At 72.5% G+C, this 25,744-nt stretch carries 27 protein-coding genes and 1 riboswitch; of the genes, 8 read left to right on the forward strand and 19 right to left on the reverse strand.

What is annotated here, in order from left to right; translation table 11 throughout:
• Positions 1-358: 358 nt before the first annotated feature.
• The 4 genes from ACWCSV_RS20355 to ACWCSV_RS20370 all read right to left on the reverse strand — a co-directional run bounded on the left by ACWCSV_RS20355 (position 359) and on the right by ACWCSV_RS20370 (position 2,585).
• Positions 359-577, reverse strand: coding sequence for a DUF5133 domain-containing protein (locus ACWCSV_RS20355; RefSeq protein WP_451144097.1), 219 nt, complete (start codon positions 575-577; stop codon positions 359-361).
• 292 nt (positions 578-869) lie between these two features.
• Entirely contained in the window at positions 870-1,190 is a 321-nt protein-coding gene (locus tag ACWCSV_RS20360; protein ID WP_451144099.1) for an STAS domain-containing protein, read from the reverse strand.
• A 262-nt stretch (positions 1,191-1,452) separates the two neighbouring features.
• Positions 1,453-2,175, reverse strand: coding sequence for a (2Fe-2S)-binding protein (locus tag ACWCSV_RS20365; protein WP_451144101.1), 723 nt, complete (start codon positions 2,173-2,175; stop codon positions 1,453-1,455).
• A 38-nt stretch (positions 2,176-2,213) separates the two neighbouring features.
• Positions 2,214-2,585, reverse strand: coding sequence for a (2Fe-2S) ferredoxin domain-containing protein (locus tag ACWCSV_RS20370; RefSeq protein ID WP_451144251.1), 372 nt, complete (start codon positions 2,583-2,585; stop codon positions 2,214-2,216).
• Positions 2,586-2,692: 107 nt separating this feature from the next.
• Positions 2,693-2,818, reverse strand: a riboswitch (cobalamin riboswitch).
• Between the two features lie 136 nt (positions 2,819-2,954).
• On the opposite strand from ACWCSV_RS20370, the gene ACWCSV_RS20375 reads away from it, so the two are divergent.
• The gene (locus ACWCSV_RS20375; RefSeq protein WP_451144103.1) at positions 2,955-3,263 is read left to right on the forward strand and encodes a glycosyltransferase; all 309 of its coding nucleotides are present in this window, start codon (positions 2,955-2,957) and stop codon (positions 3,261-3,263) included.
• A gap of 154 nt (positions 3,264-3,417) precedes the next feature.
• On the opposite strand, the gene ACWCSV_RS20380 is transcribed toward ACWCSV_RS20375, so the two are convergent.
• On the reverse strand, positions 3,418-4,005 hold the full coding sequence (locus ACWCSV_RS20380) for a TetR/AcrR family transcriptional regulator (protein WP_451144105.1): 588 nt from the start codon (positions 4,003-4,005) through the stop codon (positions 3,418-3,420).
• Between the two features lie 151 nt (positions 4,006-4,156).
• On the opposite strand from ACWCSV_RS20380, the gene ACWCSV_RS20385 reads away from it, so the two are divergent.
• The gene (locus ACWCSV_RS20385; protein ID WP_451144107.1) at positions 4,157-5,746 is read left to right on the forward strand and encodes an FUSC family protein; all 1,590 of its coding nucleotides are present in this window, start codon (positions 4,157-4,159) and stop codon (positions 5,744-5,746) included.
• Positions 5,747-5,905: 159 nt separating this feature from the next.
• Here ACWCSV_RS20385 and ACWCSV_RS20390 read toward each other — a convergent pair whose 3' ends face one another.
• From ACWCSV_RS20390 to ACWCSV_RS20410, 5 genes are all read right to left on the reverse strand, one after another.
• Entirely contained in the window at positions 5,906-7,405 is a 1,500-nt protein-coding gene (locus ACWCSV_RS20390; protein ID WP_451144109.1) for an amidase, read from the reverse strand.
• Between the two features lie 57 nt (positions 7,406-7,462).
• A complete protein-coding gene (locus tag ACWCSV_RS20395; protein WP_451144111.1) occupies positions 7,463-8,917 on the reverse strand; it encodes a purine-cytosine permease family protein in 1,455 nt (484 codons plus the stop codon).
• A gap of 98 nt (positions 8,918-9,015) precedes the next feature.
• A complete protein-coding gene (locus tag ACWCSV_RS20400) occupies positions 9,016-9,582 on the reverse strand; it encodes a DUF1097 domain-containing protein (RefSeq protein WP_451144113.1) in 567 nt (188 codons plus the stop codon).
• Between the two features lie 138 nt (positions 9,583-9,720).
• Positions 9,721-11,046 carry an amidohydrolase family protein gene (locus tag ACWCSV_RS20405; RefSeq protein ID WP_451144115.1) on the reverse strand — a complete coding sequence of 442 codons (1,326 nt, stop codon included), beginning with the start codon at positions 11,044-11,046 and terminating at the stop codon, positions 9,721-9,723.
• A gap of 180 nt (positions 11,047-11,226) precedes the next feature.
• Positions 11,227-11,880 carry a GntR family transcriptional regulator gene (locus ACWCSV_RS20410; protein WP_451144117.1) on the reverse strand — a complete coding sequence of 218 codons (654 nt, stop codon included), beginning with the start codon at positions 11,878-11,880 and terminating at the stop codon, positions 11,227-11,229.
• A gap of 77 nt (positions 11,881-11,957) precedes the next feature.
• Here ACWCSV_RS20410 and ACWCSV_RS20415 point away from each other — a divergent pair, with 77 nt between their 5' ends.
• Together ACWCSV_RS20415 and ACWCSV_RS20420 are read left to right on the forward strand one after the other, a co-directional pair.
• Complete coding sequence (locus tag ACWCSV_RS20415) at positions 11,958-13,085, forward strand: acetamidase/formamidase family protein (RefSeq protein ID WP_451144119.1); 1,128 nt, start codon at positions 11,958-11,960, stop codon at positions 13,083-13,085.
• Positions 13,082-14,311 carry an amidase family protein gene (locus tag ACWCSV_RS20420; RefSeq protein ID WP_451144121.1) on the forward strand — a complete coding sequence of 410 codons (1,230 nt, stop codon included), beginning with the start codon at positions 13,082-13,084 and terminating at the stop codon, positions 14,309-14,311. The genes ACWCSV_RS20415 and ACWCSV_RS20420 overlap by 4 nt, the downstream gene beginning before the upstream one ends.
• 15 nt (positions 14,312-14,326) lie before the next feature.
• Here the strand turns inward: ACWCSV_RS20420 and ACWCSV_RS20425 are convergent, their stop codons facing one another.
• Complete coding sequence (locus ACWCSV_RS20425) at positions 14,327-15,235, reverse strand: helix-turn-helix domain-containing protein (protein WP_451144123.1); 909 nt, start codon at positions 15,233-15,235, stop codon at positions 14,327-14,329.
• A 105-nt stretch (positions 15,236-15,340) separates the two neighbouring features.
• Here ACWCSV_RS20425 and ACWCSV_RS20430 point away from each other — a divergent pair, with 105 nt between their 5' ends.
• From ACWCSV_RS20430 to ACWCSV_RS20440, 3 genes are all read left to right on the forward strand, one after another.
• Complete coding sequence (locus ACWCSV_RS20430) at positions 15,341-15,937, forward strand: non-oxidative hydroxyarylic acid decarboxylases subunit B (RefSeq protein WP_451144125.1); 597 nt, start codon at positions 15,341-15,343, stop codon at positions 15,935-15,937.
• A gap of 61 nt (positions 15,938-15,998) precedes the next feature.
• Positions 15,999-17,426, forward strand: a complete 1,428-nt coding sequence (locus tag ACWCSV_RS20435) for a non-oxidative hydroxyarylic acid decarboxylases subunit C (protein WP_451144127.1) — start codon at positions 15,999-16,001, stop codon at positions 17,424-17,426.
• A 49-nt stretch (positions 17,427-17,475) separates the two neighbouring features.
• Positions 17,476-17,718, forward strand: coding sequence for a non-oxidative hydroxyarylic acid decarboxylases subunit D (locus ACWCSV_RS20440; protein WP_451144129.1), 243 nt, complete (start codon positions 17,476-17,478; stop codon positions 17,716-17,718).
• An 81-nt stretch (positions 17,719-17,799) separates the two neighbouring features.
• Here ACWCSV_RS20440 and ACWCSV_RS20445 read toward each other — a convergent pair whose 3' ends face one another.
• The gene (locus ACWCSV_RS20445; RefSeq protein ID WP_451144131.1) at positions 17,800-18,702 is read right to left on the reverse strand and encodes a Gfo/Idh/MocA family protein; all 903 of its coding nucleotides are present in this window, start codon (positions 18,700-18,702) and stop codon (positions 17,800-17,802) included.
• A 236-nt stretch (positions 18,703-18,938) separates the two neighbouring features.
• On the opposite strand from ACWCSV_RS20445, the gene ACWCSV_RS20450 reads away from it, so the two are divergent.
• Positions 18,939-19,388 carry a hypothetical protein gene (locus ACWCSV_RS20450; protein WP_451144133.1) on the forward strand — a complete coding sequence of 150 codons (450 nt, stop codon included), beginning with the start codon at positions 18,939-18,941 and terminating at the stop codon, positions 19,386-19,388.
• Positions 19,389-19,443: 55 nt separating this feature from the next.
• Here ACWCSV_RS20450 and ACWCSV_RS20455 read toward each other — a convergent pair whose 3' ends face one another.
• The 7 genes from ACWCSV_RS20455 to ACWCSV_RS20485 form a co-directional block, all read right to left on the reverse strand.
• The gene (locus ACWCSV_RS20455; protein WP_451144135.1) at positions 19,444-19,923 is read right to left on the reverse strand and encodes a hypothetical protein; all 480 of its coding nucleotides are present in this window, start codon (positions 19,921-19,923) and stop codon (positions 19,444-19,446) included.
• A 254-nt stretch (positions 19,924-20,177) separates the two neighbouring features.
• A complete protein-coding gene (locus tag ACWCSV_RS20460; protein ID WP_451144137.1) occupies positions 20,178-20,864 on the reverse strand; it encodes a uracil-DNA glycosylase in 687 nt (228 codons plus the stop codon).
• Positions 20,865-20,951: 87 nt separating this feature from the next.
• Positions 20,952-22,532 carry an ABC transporter substrate-binding protein gene (locus ACWCSV_RS20465; protein ID WP_451144139.1) on the reverse strand — a complete coding sequence of 527 codons (1,581 nt, stop codon included), beginning with the start codon at positions 22,530-22,532 and terminating at the stop codon, positions 20,952-20,954.
• 115 nt (positions 22,533-22,647) lie between these two features.
• Complete coding sequence (locus tag ACWCSV_RS20470) at positions 22,648-23,403, reverse strand: SDR family oxidoreductase (protein ID WP_451144141.1); 756 nt, start codon at positions 23,401-23,403, stop codon at positions 22,648-22,650.
• Between the two features lie 20 nt (positions 23,404-23,423).
• Positions 23,424-24,185 (reverse strand): 3-oxoacyl-ACP reductase FabG, encoded by a 762-nt coding sequence (gene fabG, locus ACWCSV_RS20475; RefSeq protein WP_451144143.1) that lies wholly within the window; start codon positions 24,183-24,185, stop codon positions 23,424-23,426.
• A gap of 251 nt (positions 24,186-24,436) precedes the next feature.
• Positions 24,437-24,820 carry a DUF3037 domain-containing protein gene (locus tag ACWCSV_RS20480; RefSeq protein ID WP_451144145.1) on the reverse strand — a complete coding sequence of 128 codons (384 nt, stop codon included), beginning with the start codon at positions 24,818-24,820 and terminating at the stop codon, positions 24,437-24,439.
• The gene (locus tag ACWCSV_RS20485; RefSeq protein WP_451144147.1) at positions 24,817-25,677 is read right to left on the reverse strand and encodes a HipA family kinase; all 861 of its coding nucleotides are present in this window, start codon (positions 25,675-25,677) and stop codon (positions 24,817-24,819) included. The genes ACWCSV_RS20480 and ACWCSV_RS20485 overlap by 4 nt, the downstream gene beginning before the upstream one ends.
• Positions 25,678-25,744 lie beyond the last annotated feature (67 nt).

Below are 25,744 nucleotides of genomic sequence, written 5' to 3' on the forward strand. Positions count from 1 at the left end.
CCGGCGGAGCCGCGGGGCGACGAGCGCCGCCTGCCGGCCAACCCGCGCGGCGAGCGCACCATGCGCTCGGGGTTCATGTGCACGAGGCCGGGGGGTGGGGACCGCGGGAGGGGCAGCGGCGTCGCCGCCCGTGAGCGGCCCAGGACCGAGGTGGGCACCACCCGGTGGGCGGTGCGCTCCAGGTCCGCGGGGCCCGGACCGGCTGTGCGACTTTCGTCCGGCGCCCCCGGAACCGACCGCCCGCCGATCCGGGCACTGTCCGTACGTCCGCCCGCACCCACCCGGCGAGGCGTCGGCTCGGCGGGATGCCAACTTCTCCGCATCCGGCCGGCATTCGTCTCAGTGCGCGCTCGTGGACTCAGGCGGAAACGAGGGCTCCGGTCGTCCCGCTGCTCGCGAGTCGGACACGGGCCGCATCGAGAGCGGACTCGACGTCACGGGTGCCGGTGGAGACGCACAGCGTGTACTCCACGTCCTCCAGGCGCCGGCGCGCCTGCGCGTCCTCCGTGCCTGCGGACCGGAGCGATTCGTATCGGTCGACAAGACCCTTCAGTACCACCGGGTGAGCCATGAGCACAGCAGTTCTCCTTCCGGGGCCAGGGCCTCCATCCGCCCTCTGGCTGCTTCACCCAGTACCCGCGGATGCCGTCCTCATCCGTCCGCTCGCACACCGTTTTCGCATCACCCGCGCACCCCGGCTCCGTGCGCGGACCACCCGCCCGGCGTCCCTTTCGCTGAGGCCCGCGCGGGCGACGGTCGTCCGGGACGTGCCCGTCCGCGGGCTTCGGGCACCGCCGGGCGGGCGGCGATCCCGCTGGTTCGGAGCACCGTTCGCCCCTGCCGGCTCCCCGCCGTGCCCACCAGGGCGTTCAGGCGTTCCGTGCTGCGTCCAGGGTGGGATACAGGTGGAGGAAGGCGTCGGCTCCGACGATCCGGAGGAGCCGGTCCACCGTGGGGGACGGGTTCGCGATGCGAAGGTCGGCACGGTCGTGGGTGGTGAGAATCAGTCGCAGGAACGAGGAGTCGGCGAATGTGATGTCGCCGGCGTCCAGGATGACCGCTCCGTGTGCGTCGACGGCGGCCTCGATCTGAGCTGTCAGCGGGCCGAGGGAATCGAGGTCCAGGTCACCGCGAGGGGCGAGCACCGATGCCGGTGTGGACGCCGAGTGTCGAAGGTCGGGTTTCTCCATGAAGAAAGTATGCCCGGTGCATGTGTGACGAGAGGTCACAAGGTCCGTCCGGCCTCCCCTCCGGCCGGATGAACCACCGCGAGCGGTGGACGGCGAGGAAGTGACTACAGCGTTCCCCGCCGTACTCCCAGGCCTGGCCCGGGCTCCTCGGTCTTCCAGGTCGCCCGGATTCCGTACCGCTCGGCGGGGATCCTCGGTCGTCATGCCGGGGTGTCGATACCGTGCGCTCCGTCCATGTCCGAGCTGGTACATGAGAACCACGTCAGCGGGCCAGCACGCAGTCGCCGCACAGGGGGCCCTTGCGGTCGGGGGCGGCGCGGTAGATGAGGCAGCAGCTGCGGCGCCTGAAGGCTCCGCCGCCGGCCGTGGTCGCGGTGGAGCGCAGCGGCGGGCTTGCGAGGAGGAGCGAGGTCAGGGTGCGGGTGCGGTCGGCGAGTTCCGGGCAGGAGGCCGCGATCATGGTCGCTGCTCCGTTGAGGGCCGAGGCGGTGTTCCCCCACAGGATGTGCCGGGATACGGAGAACTCCGCCATCAGTTCGGCGAGTTCGCGCAGCGGGCCGTCCAGCAGGCGGGTGCTCAGTTCGCCGGCGAGGCGCTCCGGAGGTCCCGCCGGGCTGTCGCCGACGGCCCTGTCGGGCAGCGAGAGGGGGATCGGTCCGCCGATCACGGGCTGCCAGCGCAGCTCGGTGAGGCCGGGGGCGAGGACTCTGTCGTGCAGCACCGCGGCGGCCAGGGCCGGGGAGATCAGCCGGGCGGCCAGCCCCAGATGCGCGACGGAGGCCGCGACGCGCGGTTCCACCGAGCCGGGTGGCCTGCCGCCCGCCGCGGCCAGCCGGTCTCCGACCGCGGCGACCCGCGCTTCGAGCAGCGGGCGGGACATCGGCTGCCAGGGGCCTTCGGGTTCCGTGCCGCGCGGATGGATCCGCAGAGCGAAGAACGGGCCGAGTCCGGTGACCGACTCGCTCAGGGCGGTCGCCGTGGCCATGCCCGTCATGCGGGTCCGAAGACCTGCCCGTTGCTCGTTCACCGGAGGCCCCGGCGACCGGGAGGTTCGAAGGTGTAGAGGTCGAGGATCTCCGGGCGCGGGGCCACGCCCGGTCCTCCGGCACGTACCCAGGAGGCGATGTCCTCGGTCGCGCCGGGATCGTTGACCAGTCCCAGCCAGACGGGCCTGGCCCCGGCGGCGCGGCCCTCGGTGGAGGGCTGCACGACCACGACGTTGGCCTGGTCGCAGACGTCCAGGCAGTCCGATATTCGCACCGGGGCCTCCTCGCGCAGGCGGTCCGTCTGCGCCGCGTGATCGACTCCGGTCACCTTGCGGCTGCCGCAGCAGCAGTCCCGGCACACGACGACCCGGCAGGGCACCGCTCCGGCCGCCGCGCCCCTGCCGGGCACGGTCCTGGTCTTCTGTACGTGAGCCTCTTCGGCCGGCCTTGCGGGCACGCCGAACCACCCCTCTCCGGGGAGATCCGCCCCGGCGTTCGTTGAGGAGGCGACCGCGTGAGTCTCCTGGCTCTCGGGTCGCCGCTCGTCCCGCCCTTCCCGCCCCTCGTCGGAGGCAGGGGTACGCCGGGATTCGCTCACCGATCACAGTGGCGGGACCGCTCCGGTTTCGCACCGGATTCCTCGGACCGCCGTCGCCCTGTCACCGAGCATCATCCCATCCGGCGTGCCCGGCCGGTACGGGCGGGCACACCCGTGCCCAACCCGCCTCTATGATCATGCGCCTGACACATCGTCGCCCCCGGAGGAGTGCCACCGACCATGCGCCTGACCCGTATCGCCACCACCGTCCTCGCCACCGCGGTCGGCTTCGCCGGAGTGGTCGCCACCGCCCCCGGCGCAGCGGCCCGGGCCGGCTGCCAGTACAAGGTCGTGTGGCCGACCGCCGGGGTGTACGAGAACCCGAATCCGGACAGCGCCGTCGTGAAGACCAAGTACGCGGGTGACATCGTCGGTGCGTCGACCTGCGAGGGCGCTTCGTACAACGAGTACGGCTACGTCCTGGTCACCACCGACGCGGCGGCGGACGGCCGGGGATGGATGCGTGAAGGCGCGGTCGTCGCCGTCTGAGTCGTCCCGCCCGGCATTCCTGAGCCGTCGCGCCCGGCGAACGTCCGGGCCCGACGCGGCTCCCTGGCCGGTACGGCTCCCGGCCGGCGCGGCACTGACCGGTGCGGCTCCGGCCCGGCGCAGCCGTCCCCCGCACCCGGCCGGAAGGCGCGCCCTACCCGCCCGGCTCGCCGGCGTCCGCGGCTCCGAGGAGGAGGCCGGCGAGGGCCTGGCCGACGACGGCGGGGGCGAAGTCCTCGGTGAGCTGGTCGGTGAGGTGGGGCAGGAGCAGCCGGATGTAGCAGGCGCCCCAGATGAGGTCCACCAGGAGTCCGGGGTCGGCGTCCTCACGGATCTGTCCGCGGTCCTTGGCCTTCTCCAGCAGGGCGAACGCCTCGCGCCGGCGTGGGCCGAAGTAGTGGTGCTCGAACTGCCCGGCGAGTTCCGCGTCCGTCTGGGCGGCGCCGATGAGCTGGGCGAAGACGGGTCCGGCGGGCCGCTGGGCGGCGAGTCGGATGAACGCGGTGATGAACCGCGTCAGGTCCGCGCGGACGTCTCCGGTGTCGTCGAGCGCGACCTGGTCCCCGACGGCGTGCCGGAAGCCGTCCAGGGCCAGCGCACCGCGTGAGGGCCAGTGCCGGTAGACCGTCGCCGAGCTGACGCCGGAGGCGGCGACGACCTTCTCGACGGTGAAGCCGGCGACCCCGTGTGCCATCAGCACCTGGGCAGCGGCCTCCAGCACGTCGGCGCGCACCTCGGCCATCGGCCTTCTGCCGCGGCCCCGACGCGGCCCGGCCGGAGGAACTGTCATAGGTCTCACCCTCCACCCGGTCGAACCCGCCCTCCATCGCAAACTACTATATGAAGAGTCTGTTCATATAAGCGGCCCGGCCGCGACCCCTCGAAGGAGCACCGTGTCCTCGGCATCCCCATGGCGACGGGCGGCAGCGGCGACCTGGAATTTCTTCGCCCCCCGGTACACCCCCGGTTCGATCGCCCCGAACCTGGTGTCCGCCGCCATCTCCTCGGTGACCGTCCTGACCGCCTGCCTGGCGTTCGGACCGAAGCTGGGAATGATCTCGCTCATGGGCGCCATGACACCGTTCTGGGAGACCGGCCGCCCCCTGTGGGCACGGGTCCGCAACAGCCTCCTGGTGGCCGCCGCGCTGACCGGCGCCATGTCGGCGGGGGTGCTCGTCGCTCCGTACCGCTGGGCGATCGTCCCGGCGAGCGTCGTGATCATCGTGGTGGTCGCCGTCCTCTACTACGCCTTCATGCTGACCCGTGGCCCGAGCCCGGTGATGATGTTCTACGCCGCCGTCCTGGGTACGTACTTCGGCGCCGACCCGGCGGTGGGCCGGCAGATGGTCGGCGTCACCGCCTTCGCGGCCCTGCTCGCCTCGGTCCTGTTGCTGGTCCCCCTGCTCTTCGCCCCGCGCGGTCCCGAGGAGCGCGCGGTCGCCGCCGCCCGCCGGGCCGTGGCCGAGTACCGCCTGACCGAGGCGGGCAGCCAGGCCGCGCGCCTGAGCCGGAACACCGCCTACCAGGCGGTCAACGGGGCGCGGCTGACTCTGCACTCCGCCTGGCCGGCCACGCGCGGGCAGCGTCATCAGGCGCTCGCCTCCGACCTGATGGAGACCAACCGGGCCCTCGCCGAGACCGTTCTGGACCGCCTCGGCGCCGACGCCCCGGCCGCCTCCGACCCTGGCATCGGCGCCGCGCCCGGCAGGCCGGGATGGCGCTACCTGCTCGGTCACGCCCTGCGCGGCAACTCGGTCGAGTGGTTCACCGCCTGGCGGATGGGACTGGCCGCGGGCATCGCCGGCGCCTTCAGCCTGGCCGTCGGCATCGGGCACCCCTACTGGGCCATCCTGACCGCCACCATCGTGATCAACCAGTGGATGGACCGGGTCGCCGCCACCCGGCGCGCCGCCCACCGCACCGTCGGCACCCTCCTCGGCGTCGGAGTCGTCTGGGGCGTCTTCAGCCTGCACCCCGGACCGTGGTGGACGGTCGTGGCGGTGGTCGTCTGCATGAGCGGCCAGTACCTGCTCTTCCCCCTGAACTACGCCCTGGCCCTGGTCGCCATCACGCCCATGGCTCTGCTCGCCGTCGGCCCGGGCGCCGGAGCCGGGGTCGCCGCCATCACCGCCGACCGTTTCACCGACACCTTCATCGGCGCCGCGACCGCCGTAGTGGTCACGTGGGGCACCAGCTGGACGTTCCCCCGCCGCCTCGTCCGCGCCCAGTCCGCACGCGCCGCCACCGCCATCGCCGAGGTCCGGCGCACCACCGCCGAGGGTGCGTCCTTCGCTCCCGAGGGCCGCCGCGCCCGTGTGGAGCTCCAGTACGAACTGATCCACCACCTCAGCGTCCTGGACCGGGCCGTCGCGGACGATCCGCGCCTCGCCGACCTCGCCCCGGCCGAGCACGAACTCGCCGACCAGGGGTACGCGGTGCTCGGCCAGGCCTGGCGGGGCGGCCTGGCGCGGCAGACGGCCTGAACGGGCGGGGTCACGCTCGAGCGAGTCCGTCGGCACGCTGCCGCGTTGCGTAGGCTCCTGCCGCGGTTGCTCACCGCAGAGGGCGACCACCTGCTTGCCCGTTGCCGCCGCGGCTGAGCCGCGGCGGCCAGATCCTTCCGCGGACCCGGCCCGGCCAGGTCAGCGGGCGGGGGCCGCGACCGCCGGGGTGCTCCCGATTCCGTAGGACGACAGCGCCGGCCGCCGGTGTGCCCAGGGACGCGCCCTCTCGTACGCGGCTGCCGCGCGGAGCACGGTTCCGTCCGCCAGATGGCGTCCGATCAGCTGGAGTCCCACGGGCAGGTCGTCGGGGGTGCGGCCCGCCGGGACGCTGGTCGCGGGGGCGCCGGTGAGGGAGGCCGGGTAATTGAAACCGATCCAGGCGGTGTCGCCGACGGTGCGGCCGGCGATGCGTTCGGGGCCGTGCACGCCGACGGGGAAGGGGGGCACGGCCGCCGTGGGGGTGATCAGGAGGTCGTACTCGGACATCAGCGCGGCCATGCGGTTGGTGAGTGCCTTGCGCGCGATGTTGGCGTCGGTGAGTTCCCGCGCCGTCCAGTCGCGCGTCATCCAGGCCACGAGGTGCGGGGACATGGCGGCACCGTACTGACCGACGAGGCGCCGCATGCCGGTCAGGTCGGTCTCGGCGGTGATGACGGCCTGGAATGCCTCGGCGGGGTCGCTCCAGCCGGGGTCGACCTGCTCCACGGTGCAGCCCAGCCCGCGGAAGACGGACACCGCCTCCTCGGCCACCGCGCGTACCGCCGGGTCGACCGCCAGATAGCCGAGATCCGGGCTGTAGGCGATGCGGAGCCCGGCGCATCCTTCCTCACGGCCGCGGCGGGCGGCAGCCGTCCAGTCGACGTCGTGGCAGGGGATGGAGTGCCGGTCGCGTGGATCGGGACCGGCGAGCACGGAGAGCATGAGCGCGGTGTCGGCGACCGTACGGGTCAGGACGCCCAGATGCTCGATGCTCTCCCAGCCCGAGGCGCCCGGCATGCGTTCGTCACGGCAGCCGGGCCAGACGGGCACCCTGCCCATCGACGGTTTGAAGCCGACCAGTTCGCAGAAGGCCCCGGGCACCCGCAGGGAGCATCCGCCGTCGCTGCCCAGCGCCACCGGTCCGAGGCCGGCGGCCACCGCTGCCGCCGATCCGGCGCTCGATCCGCCGGGAGTGAGGTCGGTTCGCCAGGGGTTGCGGCTGGTTGGGAAGAGCGGGTTGTGGCCCGCCGGGCTGTAGCCGAACTCTGTGGTGTTGGTCTTCCCCAGTACGACGGCTCCGGCCCCGGTGGAGCGCTCGACGACGATGTCGTCCTGGTCGGGGACGTGGTCGCGGTAGGCGGGCGATCCGAAGGTGGTGAGCAGCCCCGAGGTCGCGATCAGGTCCTTCACCCCGAGGGGTACGCCCGCCAGTGGGCCGGGGGTTCCGCCACGGGCCAGGCTGTCCGCCAGCAGGACCGCCCGTGCGCGGGCCTGTTCGGGGGCGGGGGTGCAGAACGCCCCGATCAGCGGGTTGATCTCCGCCATGCGGTCCAGCACGGCATCGACCAGTTCGACGGGCGAGAGCCTGCGGGCGGCCACGGCCGCGACGATCTCGGTGGCCGGGAGGAAGCAGAGGTCGTCGCGCTCTTCGCGGGTCACGGGGAGCCTTTCCGTACAGGGGTGAACGGCAGTGGTGGAAGGAGACGGCGGTGGGGTTCAGACGCGGGCGGGACCGGCAGCCTCGGCAACGGCTCCCCTGTCCCCCGCGTCCTCGTCCTTGGCGGCGGCCGCCACCGGGACACGGGCGGCAGTCCCCGTGGCGCGCCCGGCCAGGCGCAGTCGGGCCCCGTACACGAGTGCCGCCACCGCGAACCCGAGCACGGCGTCCACCGATCCCGGATACACCTGGTGGAGGACCCAGGCGGCGATCGCTCCGGCCGCCCAGGCGATCAGCGCGGGAAGGACGAACCCCGGCCCGTCCGCCGGGCGCGCTGCGTCGGCGGCCGTGCCGTCCGGGGCGGGGGCGGTGGCTCCGTCGGCGCCGCTGCCGCGCCGCGACCGCATCCGGTCCGCCGTCTGCCGCACGACCAGAACGGCGCCGATGGGCGGTACCAGAATGCCGAGGAGCTGGAGCCAGCTGACGATCGAGCTCCACACGCCGGTCAGCGCGACGACCGAACCGAGTACGCCGAGGACGACCACGAGCGGGCGCATCCGCAGGGGTGTCGTCCCGGACCATCCCAGCGCGGCGTTGTAGAGGCAGTGCGCCGCGACCGAGCCGAGGTTGGTGAGGGTGAAGAGCACGGCGAGCGCGGTGATCCACGCGCCGTGTCCGGCGAGCAGCCCGAGGTAGGAGCCGCCGTCGGTCTCCGGGGCGGCGGCGCTCCCGGTCGCGACGACCGCGCCGCCGACCAGGTAGGCGATGGTGTTGGTGAGGGGGAAGGCCGAGGCGGTGGCCCACACGGCCGAGCGGCCGTTCCGGCTCCAGCGGGTGAAGTCGGCGGTCATGGTCCCGGAGTCGACGAATCCGGCGACGACGATGCCCACGGCGGACCAGAAGGTGATGCCGTGGCCGTGGCCCTCGAAGGCGAGTGCCTGGGAGACGCTGGCGCCGTCGTCCGCCGCGTACCAGAAGGCGAGCGCAGCCGTGACGAGGAAGAGCGGCACACCCAGCAGGCCGACGGCGGACAGGGCGCGGATTCCGGCCGCGGTCAGGCCGATGTAGACGGCGGCGCCGAGGAGCGCACCCCACAGCGGAGCCCAGCCGAGGACCTGGTGCAGGGTCGTTCCGGTGAGGCCCACCTGGTAGGAGAACCAGCCGATGACCACGGTGGCGAGGAAGCCGGAGACCAGCGCCCGGCCGCGGGGCCCGAAGACCGCGGCGGCCTGCTGGGCGAAGCTGCGCCCGGTCCGTCCCGCGTGGTGGCTCAGGGCCCCCACGTAGGCGAAGAGGAGGAGGTTCCCGGTGAGGATCGCCCAGAAGCCCTGCTGGAGACCGAGGTTGTAGACGATCAGGCCGCCGAAGACGGCGTTGCCCAGGCACATGGGGAAGCCGGCCCACACCCCGGCCACGGAGAGCAGGCTCTTCCTGGCGTGGGCCGGTACGGCCGTGTGCTCGTACTCCTCGCCTGCGGTGCGGTGTTCACGGTCGGTCGCGGCAGCGGTGGCCATGCGGTGTCCCTTCGGGGGGTACGGACGGGGCGGGGGGCCGGGCCTGGGGCGTGGCGGCGGAGGGTGTCGTGCGCGAGGGCCGCAGCGCTCTCACACGGTCACCGGGCCTCCGCGACGGGGGCGCCCGGTGCGGTGGCGGACCGGGCCGTGGAAGCCGGGGCGGTTGGGCGGGCGAGGGTCGCCCAGTTCGCCACGAACGCGTAGACGGGGCCGAGCGCGTTCATCGCGACGACGCTCACCCATGCCGCCCAGACGTTGCCGTGGTCGTAGCCGAAGCCGCCGAAGTAGGTGGCGAAGAACGAGGCGAACCCGAGGAACATGCCCGGGACGAGCGAGATGGGCCTCAGGCGGCCCGCGTACATCAGCGCGGTGTTCAGCACCAGGATGACCGCGCCGAGCAGGGCGTTCTGGGCCATCCGGCCGCCGCCGACGTGCGGGGCGAGGTGCTGGTCGACCAGGACGATGGCCAGGGCGAAGGCCGAACCGACCGGCATGGCGGCCCACAGGCGGGTGGCGTTGGCGAGGCTGGCTCCGCCCATGAGGTGCAGTCCCGCCCAGGAGATGAAGATCGCCCAGGGCGGCAGGTTCAGCGCGGTACCGCCGACGAAGGCTGTGGTCGCGGCGAGAACGGACGCGGTGATCTCGTGCGGAATGCGTTCACTCATGGCGTGCTCCTGACACGATGGAGGGGGACAGGGTGTGGCGCGCGGGATGCGCCCGGGGACGGGCACCCCCGCCGGGGCGGTGGCCGGGAACGGTACGTACGGCCGGGCGCGAGCGGGCGCTCGGCCGCGGCGAGGGACTCAGGCGGCCCGGACCCGCCGGGCGGCGGCCGTACCGCCGAAGGCGCCGGACACGTCGGACACCTCGGGATCGGGTACGTCGAGGAGTTCGGTCGTACGGACGGTACGGGCGACGACGCGGCCGCGCTTGACGACCAGCCGCCGGTCCGGACGGTCGGTCAGCACGTCCGCGTGCCGGCGGGTGCCGAGGACCACCAGGTCCGCACGGGCGCCGGGGTGGATTCCGTAGCCGTCGTGGACTCCGGTGACGCGGGCGGCCTCCGTGGTCGCCATGGAGAGGATCCGCGCGGTGTCGGACGGACTTCCCATGTGGCAGGTCTGCGCGAGCAGCAGGCCGATGTCGAGCATGTCGGCGTTGCCGAAGGGAGTGAAGGCGTTGCGGACGTTGTTGGAGGAGTACGCGGTGACCACCCCGCCGTCCAGCAGTTCGCGCACCGGGGTCACCCCTCGGCGCACGGCACCGGCGTCACCGCGCCCTCCGATGTGCAGGTCGGTCGCGGGCAGCGCGACGACCGCGACCCCCGCCTCCGCGAGCAGGGCGACGACCTCGGCCCGCTCGGCGGGCGGGCAGGCCGCGAGCGAGGTGACATGGCCGAGCGCCACCCGGCCGCCGAGGCCGTGCCTGCGGGTCGCCTCCGCGATCGCCCCGGCCAGGGCGAAGCGCCCGTCGGTGGTGTCGTCGGCGAAGTCCGCGTGCAGGTCCGCCGGCACCCCGAATTCGACGGCGAGGCCGAGCACGGTGTCGATGTGGCGGCGGGAGGCGTCAAGGTCCGCCTCGTTGTATGCACATCCACCGATGACGTCCGCGCCCCGCCGGAGCGACTCCCTCAGCAGGTCGTAGGTGCCCGGCGCCCGCTCGATGCCCTCCTGCGGAAAGGCGACGACCTGGAGGTCCACCAAGTGCCTCTGCGAGTCCCTGAGTTCGAGCATGACGTCGAGGCCGGTCAGGCCGCCGATCGGATCGACGTCCGGATGCGCGCGGATCAGGGTGGTGCCGTTGGCCACGGCCCACCGGAGCACCCGCAGCGCACGGGCACGGACCGACGCGTGGGTGAACTCGCGCTTGAGCCTGCCGGTGACCTCGATGGCCCCGGCCAGCGTCCCCTCCGGATTGGGGGCCACGCCGTCCAACAGGGCTTTGTCCAGGTGCAGATGGGGCTCGATGAAGCCGGGCACCACCATCAGCCCGTCGCAGTCGAAGGTCTCGCGGGCCACGGCCCCCGGGGCGGTCTCGCCCACCAGGGCGATCGTGCCGCCCGCTACGGCGATGTCCACCGGCGGGCGGCCCTCGGCGATCAGTGCGCGGCGCAGTACGAGGTCGTACACGGTTGTCCCCTTCTGACGGCCCGGAGGTCCGGAGCGGAGCCGACGTCATGGCGACGTCCAGAAGGTGTATACAGAGGGCGGGTTACGGCTTCCGACGCGTCACGTGACGCGGCCGTTTCCGACACCTCGCAGCGTCCCGCCGCCCCCGGCTGCGCGACGGGACGGCCGCGAGGGTGCGCGTCAGCGTCTGCCGCGCAGGCGGTATGCGGCCTGAGCACGTCTGATGTGGTCGGCCACCCGCTCACGGGCGGCGACCGGGTCACGCTCGCGCAGGGCCTCGACGATGGCCTCGTGCTCGGCCCAGGAGTCCGGTGCACGCCTGGGGAGTTCCACTGAATACACCCAGGAGATCTTGTAGCCGAGCTGGGCGACGAGGGCCGCCATGGTCGGGCTGCCCGAGGCCTCGGCCAGGACCTGGTGGAAGCGGGTGTTGAGGGCCGCGAGCCCGGACGACGAGCCGGCCTCCAGGATCTGCCGGGCCTCCGCGAGGAGCAGTTCGAGCGTCGCGAGGTGCACCGCGGTGCGGCGGCCGGCCGCGCGCTCGGCGCCGAACGGTTCGATGAGCAGCCGGATGCCCAGCAGGTCCTCGGCCTCCTCGTCGCTCAACTCGGCTACGAACGTGCCTCCGTAGGGGCGCGAATGCACGAACCCCTCGGATTCCAGGGTGCGCAGTGCCTCGCGTACGGGGATGCGCGAGACCCGGTACCGCGTCGCGAGCCGTTCTTCGGTGAGACGGTCCCCGGGCGTGAACACCCGGTTGATCACGTCGTTCCTGAGCGCGTCGCACACCGCCTGTCCCGTGTCCCGCCTCCGCACCGCGCCGACTTCGGCCATCGCTCCGCCTCTCGGGGTCCGGCCGGTGCGCACAGAGGTTAACCGGCCTGTAACGGGTGTATGCAAAGGTCAGCGCCATGAGCGTACTTCAGCCCCACGACGGCACGACCGAAGGTTCTTTCTACCTCGCCTCGGAACTCGGTACGACCGCCTGGGGGTTGCTCCCCAACGCGGCTTCCCGCCCCGTGCTCACCGTTGAGTCCGGCACCGTCGTGTGCCTCGACACGACGAGCCACGAGGGCATCCTTCCGGACCAGGGACGCGACCCGGTGAAGTTCTTCGCCGAAGCGGGCGTCCACGAGCGGGACGTTCTCCGTGACGCCGTCGAACTCGCCTCGTCCGCCGAGCCGTTCGACGCGGAGGTGCAGGGACCCCATGTGGTCACGGGCCCGGTCGCCGTCCGCGGCGCCCGCCCCGGCGACGTGCTGGAGGTCGAGGTGCTCCGGCTGCGGCGCCGCACCGACTACGGCGTGATCAGCAACCGGCACGGACGGGGGGCGCTTCCCGGCGAGTACCCCGTCCCCGCCCCGGGCCACGAGGAGGGCCTGCCGGTGCCGGCGGTCTCCCTGGTCGCCCACGTCGGCCCGGACGGCCGCGGCCGGCTCCCGGTCGGCGACGGACGGGACGTCCGCTTCCCGCTCGCCCCCTTCCTCGGCATCATGGGAGTGGCCCCCGCGACGGACGCGCCCGTCCACTCCGTCCCGCCCGGCGCGCACGGCGGGAACCTCGACATACGTCTCCTGGGCGAGGGGGCGCGCCTCTTCCTGCCGGTCCAGGTGGCGGGTGCGCTGTTCTACGCGGGCGACCCGCACTTCTCCCAGGGCGACGGGGAGGTCGCGCTCACCGCTTTCGAGGCGCCCCTGCGTGCCACGCTCCGGCTGACCCTGCACAGCGACGCGCCTGCCCGGCGGCTCGCGTCGCGGCTCGCGGGACCGTACGCGGAGACCGCGGACCACTACCTGGTCACCGGCCTGGACGAGGACCTCGACGAAGCCGTCCGCAAGGCCACCAGATCGGCCCTCACCTACCTGTCGGAGCGCTGTTCGCTGCCCGGGGCGGTGGCACTGGCGTACCTCAGCGCGGCGGTCGACCTGCGCATATCGCAGGTCGTCGACCGGGTGAAGGGCGTCCACGTCTGCCTGCCGAAGGCCGACCTCCATCCCCTGCTGACCGGCGCCGCCCCGTCCACGGAGCTGACACGATGACGTCCGTCCGCACCTCGCCCGCCACGGATCCCGCCCCGCTGCCGCTCATCGGGCCGTACGTTCCCTGGCTGCCCGCCCCCGACCTGCCCGGACCCGCGGCGGCCCACAGGCTTTCCGGTGCCCGGATCGCCGTCAAGGACGTCATCGACCTCGCGGGCGCCCCCACCGGCAACGGCCATCCCCTGCTGCTCGCCGACGCCGTACCCGCGGCACGTCACGCCGACTGCCTCGGCCGCCTGGTCGACGCCGGAGCCGTACCGGCGGGCAAGGCCCACACCGACGAGCTGGCCTACAGCCTGGGCGGCACCAACGCCCACTACGGCGCACCCGCCAACCCCGCGGCGCCGGGGCACCTGTGCGGCGGCTCCTCCAGCGGGACGGCCGCGGCCGTCGCCGGAGGGCTCGCCGACATCGGACTGGGCACCGACACCGCCGGTTCCATCCGGGTACCCGCCTCCTACTGCGGCCTGTACGGACTCCGCCCCAGCCACGCCCGCGCCGACCGTACGGGCATCAGCCCGTTGGCCCCCTCGTTCGACACCCCGGGAATCCTCACCCGCTCCCTGCCCCTGCTGCGCGACGCCGCGGCGGTCCTGCTGGCGGGCACGGAGGCCGACGACCGCCCGCCGCTCCGGATCCTGGCACCGGCCGACCTCTGGTCCCTGGCGACCGGTGAGGTCCGCGCGGCCCTGGCGCCCGCACTCGACCGGCTGGTCGGCGGACTCGGCCTGCCGGTCGACCGCGCCCCGCTCTTCGACGATCCGGCCCCGGTCCCGCACGCCGACGCCAGGGACGCCTTCAAGACGGTGCAGGCCGCCGAGGTGTGGCGGGCCCACGGCCCGTGGGTGACGCGGGCCCGCCCGGTCTTCGGCCCTCATGTCACCGAGCGGCTGCGCATCGCCGCAGGTGTGGACGCCGCGCGGGAGAAGGCCGCACGGGCGCGCGTGCTGGCCGTCGCGCAGTGGCTCGGCCGCCGCCTGGACGGTGCCGTGCTGGCGATCCCCGCCACCCCGACCCCGGCACCGGCCCACGCCGCCTCGTCCACGGCGGACCGCGACGCCCTCCTCGCGCTGACGTGCCTGGCGGGGCTGGGCGGACTGCCCGCCCTCACCGTCCCCGGCCCCCGCGTCGGAGGGCTGCCGGTGGGGCTCTGTCTGCTGACCGTCCCGGGCGGGGACGAGCGGCTCATCGCGGCGGGCACGGCGATGGAAGCCGGCCGCGCGTAGGGCACTCCGCGCGGATCAGGCCGGACCCTCGGGCGCGCCTCCGCGCCCGAGGGCCTGGGCGCGGAAGGCCGCCGGGGTGGCCCCCGTCCGCAGGCGGAAGAACTTGCTGAAGTCGCTCGCGTCCACGAAACCCAGCCTCCCGGCGACCTCCTTCGCCGGAAGGCGGCTGTGCTGGAGGAGGCGTTTGGCCTCCAGCAGGACCCGGTCGTCCACGAACTGCTTCGCCCCGGCTCCCGTCACCGCGCGCGTCGCCCGGGTCAGGGTGCGGGGGCTGTAGCCGAGCGCCGCGGCGTAGTCCTCGACCCGCCGGGTCGTCGCGTGGTCGCGCTCCACCGCGTCGTGGAACCGCCGGAACACCTCGCTCACCGGGCCGGGCCGGGGCGCCGCGCCCCGTACCGTCGCGAGCCGCAGGACCAGCACGGACACCAGGTGGCGCAGCACCTCGACGTGCGAGTCGAGCGGCAGGGTGGCCATCGCGCCGTACTCGTACGCGAGGTGGTCCAGCCCCCGGCCCAGCGCCTCCGCGTCCGTACCGGTGGGCAGCAGGGGTTCCTGCTGGTACGGGGGGTCCATGTGGGCGGCGGCGACGGTCGCCGGGGGCAGGAAGCCGCGCTGGAACAGGACGACCACGCCGTCCGCCGTCACCAGGTCCGTGCCGAACCGCTGCACCTGGCCGGGGCGGATCCAGATCCAGGAGCCGGGCGGCAGGTCGTGCTCCACGAAGTCCACCGCCATCCGCAGGGGGCGGGCGCGGACCGCGATCAGCTGGTGGAAGGCCGGGCGCAGGGGGGCGTACGGGTCGTTGCCGTGCCGCCGGGACCGGTCGTACAGCCCGCCGAGCTCGACCACCTCGACGCCGGTGGGCGCACCCACCCCGGCCGTGTAGTCGAGGTCCCGGACCTCAGGTTGTCCGTTTCTTCCCATCGTGAGTCCCGAGGGTACCGCCGCCCTCCGCGAAGTGGCTCCTAGCGTGGTTGTCACCGACCGCGCGGACGTTCGTGCAGGTCACCGACGTGCGAGGAGTGAGCGGTGCGGCTGATCGTGGGCATGACCGGAGCGACGGGGGCCGCGATCGGCGTGCGGCTGCTGGAGAATCTGGCGGAGCTGCCGGACGTGGAGACCCATCTCGTCCTGTCCCGTTGGGCGCGGGCCACGATCGAGCTGGAGACCGGCCGGCCGGTGGCCGAGGTGAACGCGCTCGCGGACGTGGTGCACAGCCCCGACGACCAGGGGGCGACCATCTCCTCCGGTTCGTTCCGTACCGACGGCATGGTGCTCGCGCCCTGCTCCATGAAGACCCTGGCGGGCATCCGGGCCGGCTACGCGGAAGGGCTGGTGGCCCGGGCCGCCGACGTCGTCCTCAAGGAGCGGCGCAGGCTGGTCCTGGTGCCGCGCGAGACCCCGCTGAGCGAGATCCACCTGGAGAACATGCTCGCGCTGGCCCGGATGGGCGTGCGGATCGTGCCGCCGATGCCCGCCTTCTACAACCACCCGCGGTCGGTGGACGACATCGTCGACCACATCACCGCCCGGATCCTCGACCAGTTCGACCTGCCCGCCCCGGCCGCCCGCCGCTGGGAGGGCATGCGCGCCGCACGCGCCGCCGCCGTGCGGACCGCGCCCTGAGGTCCCCGCACCGGTCCCCCGCGCCGCATTCCCCTATCCCAACCTCTTTTGGAGCCCCCCCATGGCCTACGACGATCTGCGCAGCTTCCTCGCCACGCTGGAGAAGGAGGGACAACTCCTGCGCATCACCGAGGAGGTGCTGCCGGAGCCGGATCTGGCGGCGGCGGCGAACGCCACGGGGCGCATCGGCGAGAACGCCCCGGCCCTGTACTTCGACAACGTCACCGGCTTCACCGACGCCCGGATCGCGATGAACGTGCACGGTTCCTGGGCCAACCACGCCCTCGCGCTGGGCCTGCCGAAGAACACCCCGGTCAAGGAGCAGGTGGAGACCTTCGCAGCCCGCTGGGACGCCTTCCCGGTCGCCCCGGAACGCCGCGAGGACGCGCCCTGGCGAGACAACACGCAGGAGGGCGCGGACGTCGACCTCTTCTCCGTGCTTCCGCTGTTCCGTCTGAACGACGGCGACGGCGGGTTCTACCTCGACAAGGCGGCCGTGGTCTCCCGCGACCCGGAGGACCCGGACGACTTCGGCAAGCAGAACGTCGGTACGTACCGCATCCAGGTCATCGGCGCCGACCGGCTTGCCTTCCAGCCCGTCCCGATGCACGACATCGCCCAGCACCTGCGCAAGGCGGAGGAGAAGGGTGAGGATCTGCCGATCGCGATCACCCTGGGCAACGACCCGGTGATCACCGTGGTGGCCGGTATGCCGATGGCGTACGACCGGAGCGAGTACGAGATGGCGGGCGCCCTGCGCGGCGCTCCGGCCCCCATCGCCACCGCGCCGCTGACCGGCTTCGACGTGCCCTGGGGCAGCGAGGTCGTCATCGAGGGCGTCATCGAGTCCCGCAAGCGACAGATCGAGGGCCCCTTCGGCGAGTTCACCGGTCATTACTCGGGCGGGCGCCGCATGCCGGTCATCCGCGTGGACCGCGTTTCATACCGCACCGACCCCGTCTTCGAGTCCCTCTACCTGGGCATGCCGTGGACCGAGGTCGACTACCTGGTGGGGCCCAACACCTGCGTCCCGCTGCTGAAGCAGCTGCGTGCCGAGTTCCCCGAGGTGCAGGCCGTCAACGCCATGTACACGCACGGCCTGATGGTCATCATCTCCACGGCCAAGCGGTACGGAGGCTTCGCCAAGGCCGTCGGCATGCGGGCGATGACGACACCGCACGGCCTGGGATACGTGGCCCAGGTGATCCTGGTGGACGAGGATGTCGACCCGTTCAACCTGCCGCAGGTCCTGTGGTCGATGTCGGCGAAGGTCAACCCCAGGGACGATGTGGTCGTCATCCCCAACCTGTCCGTCCTGGAGCTGGCACCCGCCGCCCAGCCGGCCGGCATCACCAGCAAGATGATCATCGACGCGACGACGCCGGTCTCCCCCGACGTACGCGGCAACTTCTCCACCCCGGCCAAGGACCTGCCGGAGACCAAGGAGTGGGCGGCGAAGCTCCAGAAGCTGATCGCGTCCCGCGGCTGACCCGCGCGGCCCCGCCGACCACCGTTCCCCTCCCCCGGAAGGACCTGTCGTGAACTCCCCCGCCATCTGCCCCCGTTGTGCCTTCGAGACGGTCGGCAGGCTCGCCACCTCGCCCGTGCCCGGTGTCTGGGACGTACTCCAGTGCGGCCGGTGCCTCTACACCTGGCGCACCACCGAACCGGCCCGCCGCACTCAACGCGACGCCTACCCGGCGCAGTTCAGGATGACCCTCGCGGACATCGAGAACGCCATCGAGGTCCCGGCGGTCCCGCCGCTGCGCACCACAGGCTGACGCCCCGTCCGGCCACGCGGGACTCGTCGTCCCGGCCGCGCGCGTCGCGCGCCCCGGGGCGCGTCCTGCGGGCGGCACCCCTCAGGCCTGCTCCAGCGCCTCCAGCACCACGCGTTCGCACAGTTCGTGGGTGGCCAGCGCGTCGCGTGCGCTGAGCGTCACGCCGTCGCGCACGGCGTCGAGGAACGAGGTGACGCAGCTCTCGATGCCGCGCTGGCGGGCGACGGACACCCAGTCGCCCCGCCTGCGGAGGCTGGGCCGGCCCTCGTGGTCGATGACGTCCGCGAGGTTGAGGACCTGGCGTTTGCTGTCCTGGCCGGAGACTTCGAGGATCTCCTCGGTGGAACCGCCCCGGCGGTTCATCATGCCCAGGGCGGTGAAGCCGTCGCCGGAGAGCTCGAGGACGACGTGGTGCATCAGCCCGTCGGCGATCCTGGCGCGCACGGAGACCCGGTCGACGGGGCCAGGCACCAGGAAGCGCAGGGTGTCCACGACGTGGATGAAGTCGTCGAGCACCATCGTCCGGGGGTCCTCGGGCAGCCCCACCCGGTTCTTCTGCAGCAGGATCAGCTCACGCGGGTGGTCGGCGCACTGCGCGTACCCGGGGGCGAGGCGGCGGTTGAAGCCCACCGCGAGACTCGTACCGCGTTCCTCGGCGAGCTCCACCAGCCGGGTGGAGTCGGCGAGTTCGTACGCGAGCGGCTTGTCGACGTAGGTGGGGACGCCCGCTTCCAGCAGCCGGGTGGTGATCTCCGGGTGGACGGACGTCGGGGCGTGGACGAACGCGGCGTCGAGATCCTGCTCCAGCAGCGCGTCCAGCGTGGCGTGGCACCGCGCCGCGGGAATCCGGTACGCGGCGGCGACTCCGTCCAGCGTGGCGGGAGTCCGGGTCTGGAGGTGCAGTTCGATCCCCGGCAGAGCGGTGAGCACGGGCAGATAGGCCTTCTGCGCGATGTCGCCGAGTCCGATGCAGCCGACCTTCACGAAAAACTCCCTCACTGTGCGGTGCGCCCGTCCTTGATCCCGGCAGCATACGGGCGCGGCCGGGGCGGCAGTCACGGCGAGGGCCGACCGAGCGCACCGCGGGCTCCGCCGTAGCGCGATGATCGTTCCGCCGTACGAACGGGCGCCGGTCCGCACCGCGCTGACCGGGTCACTCGTGCGGGGCATTTGGCGCGTACGGACTCCCGCTGCGCGCCGACCGCCCGCAGAGTTACCGGGTGCAACGAACCAGAATGACCGTGGCCGCTCTCGTGGGGGTGGCTGTCGCCACCGTGTCCGGCTGTGTGACGGTCAACCCCGGTGGTCCGGGGACGCCGCCGCCACCGCCCCCGTCGAGCGGCTCCGTGCGGGGGGTGGAGCCCCAGATCGGCCAGCCTCCCGCCCGCGAGGCGCTGGACGCCGTGCCCGACGCCTCCCCGTCCGCGCCCGCCCCGGCGGACGCGGCGCCGGCTCCTGTGTCCCGGCCGCACGTGCCACCGCCGGGCGGGGCCCCTCCGGCCGCCCACCCCCCGCCGCGCCCGCCCGTCCGGCTCCCCACCCTGACGGTGTCCGGCCTGCCCCGGGTACCGGCCTCCGGCAAGGGCGTCTGCGCACTCGGTCGCGGCTACGGGGGGTGGTCCGCCGGGAGCCCGCAGTCCCGGATCTGCGACCAGACGTACGGCCACTGAGACGGCCGGTCCGCTCCGCACCGCGCCCACCCACGACGGGCCCGGTGCGTACGGCTCAGCGTGGTCGGCCGAGCCGTGTCTCCAGCCGGTCGATGGCGGTCCGGACGCCGTTGCCCCGGCCCCCGTCGGGGAGCGCGTCCGCCGCCTGCCTGGCGCGGTCCAGGTGGTGGCGGGCGACCTCGGGGCGGCGCAGCTTGAGGTAGTCCGCGGCGAGGCCGAGGTGCAGCGCCGGAGAGAACGCGTGCAGCGCGAGGACGTCCCGGTGCGGGGCCGGCCGCTCGCCGGTCAGCCCTTCGGCCGCCGCGTTCATCGCGCGCAGGTCCCAGGCAAGCTCGTCGGCGGGGTCGTCCTGGGTGTCGGCCATGTAGTGCGCGAGGGTGCAGCGGTGCAGCGCGTCGCCGTCCTCGCCCAGCTCGGACCAGAGAGCGGCGAAGCGGTTGCGGGCCTCTTCACGGTCCCCGCCGTGCAGGAGCATGACCGCCTGGCCGATCCGGGTGCCGACGGCGTCCGTCGACGACTGCTGCTGCTCGGCCACGGCGGCCTCCCTCGTGCGGGTGTGCGGCAACGGGGGCCGCGGTGCGGGAGCGGGCCCTGCACGGGTGCGGGACGGGGCGGGCGCGGACCCGGAGCCTTCCGGCGGGGCGTGCCGGACCGGGCTCCGGTGACGGGACAGACCCTAGCGGCACTGGTGCGCGATCGCGCTCAGGCGCGGCAGGACGGTCCGCCGGGCCTGCCTGCCGTACCCGTGTCCGTACGGGCGGAGGCACGGGTACGGACCCGGGTGCGGGATCAGCCGAGGTCGGGGATGCGCCAGTCGATGGGGTCGTGGCCCTGGGCGGCGACGGCCTCATTGATCTGGCTGAAGGGCCGGGACCCGAAGAACCTCTTCGCGGAGAGCGGCGAGGGGTGCGCGCCCTTCACGACCACGTGGCGCGACTCGTCGATGAGCGGGAGCTTCTTCTGCGCGTAGTTTCCCCAGAGGACGAACACGGCGGGCTCGGGGCGCTCGGCCACCGCGCGGATCACCGCGTCGGTGATCTTCTCCCAGCCCTTGCCCTTGTGCGAGTTGGCCTCGCCGGCCCGCACGGTCAGGACGGCGTTGAGCAGCAGGACGCCCTGTTCGGCCCAGGGCATGAGGTAGCCGTTGTCCGGGACGGGGAGGCCCAGCTCTTCCTGCATCTCCTTGTAGATGTTGCGCAGCGAGGGCGGCGTCCTGACGCCGGGCCGCACGGAGAAGCAGAGCCCGTGGCCCTGGCCCTCGCCGTGGTAGGGGTCCTGGCCGAGGACGAGCACCTTCACCCGGTCGTAGGGCGTGGCATCCAGAGCGGCGAAGACCTGGTCACGCGGCGGGTACACCGGTCCCTTGGCGCGCTCCTCCTCGACGAAGTCCGCAAGCTCCTTCACGTACGGCTTCTGCATCTCGTCGCCGAGGACGCCGCGCCAGGATTCGGGCAGCAGCAGGTCGGTGTCGGTCACGTCCACAACCTCCGGAAAGCAATCGGTTCTTGGGAAAGAACCTACCCGGCCCCTCTGACAGCGGGCCGGGGTGCCCCGTTCGCCCGTCTACCAGCTGGCCTTGCGGTACAGCTCCCACATCTGCATGACCGTCTGCGGGTCGAGCGCGCGCTCGCCGCCGCCTATGTCCTCGCCGGCCGCGATGTAGAGCTTGCCCTGCCAGAGCGGCAGCAACGGGATGTCCTTGACCATGAGCTGCTGGGCCTCGGCGAACTGCTTGCTGACCGCGCCGCGGTCGCTCTCCTTGCGCGAGGAGGGCAGGAGCTGGTCGGTGATCTTCTTGTTGACGTACATGCCGCCGGTGGCGCTCTCCTTGCCGACGAAGGGCGCGATGAAATTGTCGGGGTCCGGGAAGTCGGGGAACCAGCCGCGCCCGAAGACCGGGTACTCGCCCTTGTTGAAGCCCTCCTGGAACTTGGTCCAGGGCGCGCTGCGCAGAGTGATCTTGAAGAGGCCGGACTTCTCCAGCTGCCGCTTGATCTCCTCGAACTCGGGTCCGGTCGAGGAACCGTAGCGGTCCGTGGTGTACCAGAACGTCATCTCGACCGGCTCCGTGATCCCGGCGTCGGTGAGCACCTCCCTGGCCTTCTTCGCGTCGGGGTCCCCGAAGGTGTCGAAGAAGCTGGTGGTGTGGGCGGCGATGCCCTTCGGCACGATGGAGTAGAGGGGCTCGGCGGTGCCCTGGTAGACCTTGGCGACGAGCGCGTCCCGGTCCACGAGACGGGCGATGGCCTCGCGCACGGCCGGCTTGCCGGCGACCGGGTCCTTCGGGTTGAAGACGAGGAAGCGGATGTCGGCGCCCACGGACTCGACGAGCTGGAGGCCCTTGTCCTTCTCCTCCTTGCCGCTCTGCAGGCCGATCACCTCGTCGGCGGTGAGGCCGCGGTAGGTGGCGTCGATCTTGTCGTCCCTCAGCGCCGCGACCATCTCGTCGGACTTCGCGTAGTACCGGATGGTGACGGAGTCGTTCTTGCGGTTCGCGAAGCCCTTGTAACTGTCGTTCTTCTTCAGTTCCGCGACGGTGTGGGGCTCGTAGTGGTCGAGGACGTACGGCCCCGAGCCGGTGACCCCGTTGCCGGTGCGGAGTTTGTCCTTGGGGTACTGCTTCGGCGCGACGATCGACATGGCCGGGGTGGCGAGGACGAAGGGGAAGGTGGCGTCGGACTTCTTCAGGTGGAAGATGACCAGGTCGTCGCCCTTGGTCTCCACCCGGTCGAGCGAGCCCAGCAGGCCGAGCGGGCCGCCCTTGGCCTTGATCGCCACGATCCGGTCGATGGAGTACTTGACCGCCTCGGCGTCGAGCGTCTCGCCGTCCGAGAACTTCAGGCCGCTGTGGAGTGTGCAGCGGTAGGCCATGCTCGTGGAGTCGGTGAAGACGCAGTCGGCCGCGTCGGGCTGGGGCTTCGTGCTTCCGGTGGGGAAGGACACCAGCGTCTGGAAGACGTTGCGCATCAGCTCCCAGGAGTTGTCCCAGGCCGCGGCAGGGTCCAGGGTCGAGGGCGAGCTGGTCGTCCCGACCGAGATGTGCTGGTCGACGTCGGATCCGCCGCTGGAGAACGCGCTGCAGCCGGCGACGAGTGACAGGGATGCTAGGGCTGCAGCAGCCTGCAGACTGGCCCGGTAGAACACGTGCACGCTCCTCGATCAGCCATGGGTCGGCAGACCATACCGCAGTGCCCCACCGGGCCAATCACCAGGCCCGGCGGGGCACTTGCGTCAATCGGGGCGAACCGTGGCAGGCTGTTCAGCCCACTCCGGCATTCAGGAAGATTCCCCCGTCGATCACGAGCGTCTGCCCGGTGATCCAGCCCGCCTGCTCCGAGGTCAGGAAGGCGGCGGCCCCGCCGATGTCCTCCGGAACTCCCAGTCGGGCCATGGGATATGCGGCGATCACCTCGGCCTCGCGGCCCTCGTACAGCGCCTCGGCGAACTTGGTCTTGACGACGGCCGGGGCGATCGCGTTGACCCGGACGACCGGCGCGAACTCGTGGGCCAGCTGGAGCGTCAGGTTGACCATGGCGGCCTTGCTCATCCCGTACGCACCGATGAAGGGCGACGCGGAAATCCCGGCCACCGAAGCGATGTTGACGATCGATCCGCCGTTCTGCGCCTGCCACGCCTTCCAGGTCTGCTGGGCGAACCCGAGCGCCGAGATCACGTTGGTCTCGAAGACCTTGCGCGCGACGTTGAGGTCGAGCTCGGCCATGGGACCGAACACCGGGTTCGTTCCGGCGTTGTTGACGAGGTGGTCGACCCGGCCGAAGGCCTCCATGGTGCGCTCGACGGCCTCCGCCTGGTGCGCCTCGTCGTGCGCCTTGCCGGCGACACCGATCACGCGGTCGGAGCCGAGGCGCTCGACGGCGGCCTTGAGCGCCTCCTCGCCGCGGCCCGTGATGCAGACCCGGTCGCCGCGGGCCACGAGCGCCTCGGCGACGCCGTACCCGATGCCCCGGCTCGCGCCGGTGACGAGCGCGACCTTTCCGCTGTCCTGCACAGTCATGATGTCCCTCGTCCTTCGGGTCAGTTGAGCGGGCCGCCGGCGACGTACAGCACCTGGCCGGAGACGAAGCCCGCGTCGTCGCCGGTGAAGAAGGAGATGGCGTTGGCGATGTCGTCGGGGCGCCCGACGCGCTGCACGGGGATCTGCGTGGCGGCGGCGGCCTGGAACTCCTCGAAGCCCATCCCGACGCGGGCCGCGGTCTGGGCGGTCATCTCCGTCACGATGAAGCCGGGCGCGACGGCGTTGGCGGTGATGCCGAACTTGCCGAGCTCGATGGCGAGGGTCTTGGTGAAGCCCTGGAGACCGGCCTTGACGGCCGAGTAGTTGGCCTGGCCGCGGTTGCCGAGCGCCGAGGAGGAGGAGAGCGAGACGATACGCCCGAACTTGGCGTCCACCATGTGCTTCTGGACGGCCTTGGCCATCAGGAACGCACCCTTGAGGTGGACGTTCATCACGATGTCCCAGTCGGACTCGCTCATCTTGAAGAGCAGGTTGTCGCGGAGCACGCCCGCGTTGTTGACCAGGATCGTCGGCGCACCGAGCTCGGCGACGACGCGCGCGACGGCGGCCTCCACCTGCGCGGCGTCCGACACGTCGCAGCCGACGGCGAGCGCCCGGCCACCGGCGGCGGTGATCTTCCCGACGGTCTCCTTGCAGGCGGCCTCGTCGAGGTCGAGTACGGCCACGGCGCGGCCCTCGGCCGCCAGGCGCACGGCGGTCGCGGCCCCAATGCCTCGCGCCGCTCCCGTCACGATGGCGACACGCTGCTCGGTGGTGGACATGCTGGGTTCTCCTCGCCGTTGGATCGCGGCCCAGCCGACACCGGCAATGCCACCGCACCGGACACTCCGAGTACGGCCCCGTTGACTGAGCAAGCGCTTAGTACTGTTGTGGTTGCGACGCTAGAAGCCCTGGCACTCGGTGTCAACGGCCACGACAGGCAGGGGTGCATGTCACACCCGAAGGAGATGCGGGAGGGGCTGTCCACGAAGGTTCGTGGACAGCCCCTCCCGCACGCGCGGGCGCGGATCGCTCAGCGGACGAGCAGGCCGAGCAGGCGCTCGACCTCGGCCTCCGGGTCCAGCGTCAGGCCGGTGTGCACGGGGCCCGGCTGTACGACGGTGGAGCGGGGGGCGATCAGCCAGCGGAACCGCCGTCCGGCGTCGTCCCCGGCCGCCTGACCGGCCGCGTCGCCGCCGCCGCAGACGTTCTCCACCGCCCGCAGCGCGGCCCGTACGCCGATGATGTCGGCGGCGGGGTCGAGCGCCCTCAGCTTGCTCTCGTCGAGGTGGGTACGGGCGGCGACGAAGGAGTGCGCCCGGCTGTAGACGAGCACCCCGGCGTTGAAGCACTCCCCTCGCTCGACGCGCGGGACGACGCGCAGCAGCGCGTACTCGAAGACCTCGCGCGTGCTCATCGGGTCTCGTCCTTCTCCGTGGGGTGGAGGCTCGTCGCCTGGGTCCTCGGGGCGAGGCGGTCGGCGAGCCAGCCGGGGGCCTTGGACGGGCCGGTCGGCGCCGGGGCGTCCATGACGATGCGCTCGTGGATGGTGGCGGCACGGGCCAGCAGGGGCGCCATGTACGCGCGCCGCAGTTCGTCCGTCGAGTCGAACCCGGGCTCGCCGAGGAGCCACTCGTCGGGCACCTGGGCCGTCACCTCGGTGAGCAGCTCCTCGGTGACCAGCGGGGCGAGCGCGGTGGCGGCCGCCGCGACGTCCGGACCGGTGGGCGCCAGTACGTGGTCGGAGGCGTTGTACGGCTTGGCCGCGGAAGCCTGGGCGCCCGGCCAGTTGTGGTGCCAGATCATCGTGGCACCGTGGTCGATCAGCCAGACGTCACCGTGCCAGACCAGCATGTTGGGGTTGCGCCAGGACCGGTCGACGTTGTTGATCAGCGCGTCGAACCAGACGATCCGCCCGGCTTCCGCCGGGTCGACGTGGTACGCGAGCGGGTCGAAGCCCAGGGAACCGGGAAGGTAGTCCATCCCGAGGTTCAGCCCGCCGCTCGCCTTGAGCAGCTCCTGTACCTCCTGGTCGGGCTCGCCGAGCCCGATGACCGGGTCGAGCTGCATGGTCACGAGCTCCGGCACCCGCAGCCCGAGGCGTCGGCCGAGCTCCCCGCAGATGACCTCCGCGACCAGGGTCTTCCGCCCCTGGCCCGCCCCGGTGAACTTCATGACGTACGTACCGAGGTCGTCGGCCTCGACGATCCCGGGGAGCGATCCGCCCTCACGCAGGGGCGTGACGTAGCGGGTCGCTACTACCTCTTCCAGCACTTTCCCAGGCCACCCATCTTTTCGACCTTGCAATCCCCGGAATCTCTCCGGGGGTGCAGCGGGGAGA

This window comes from Streptomyces sp. NPDC001770, from assembly GCF_053596135.1.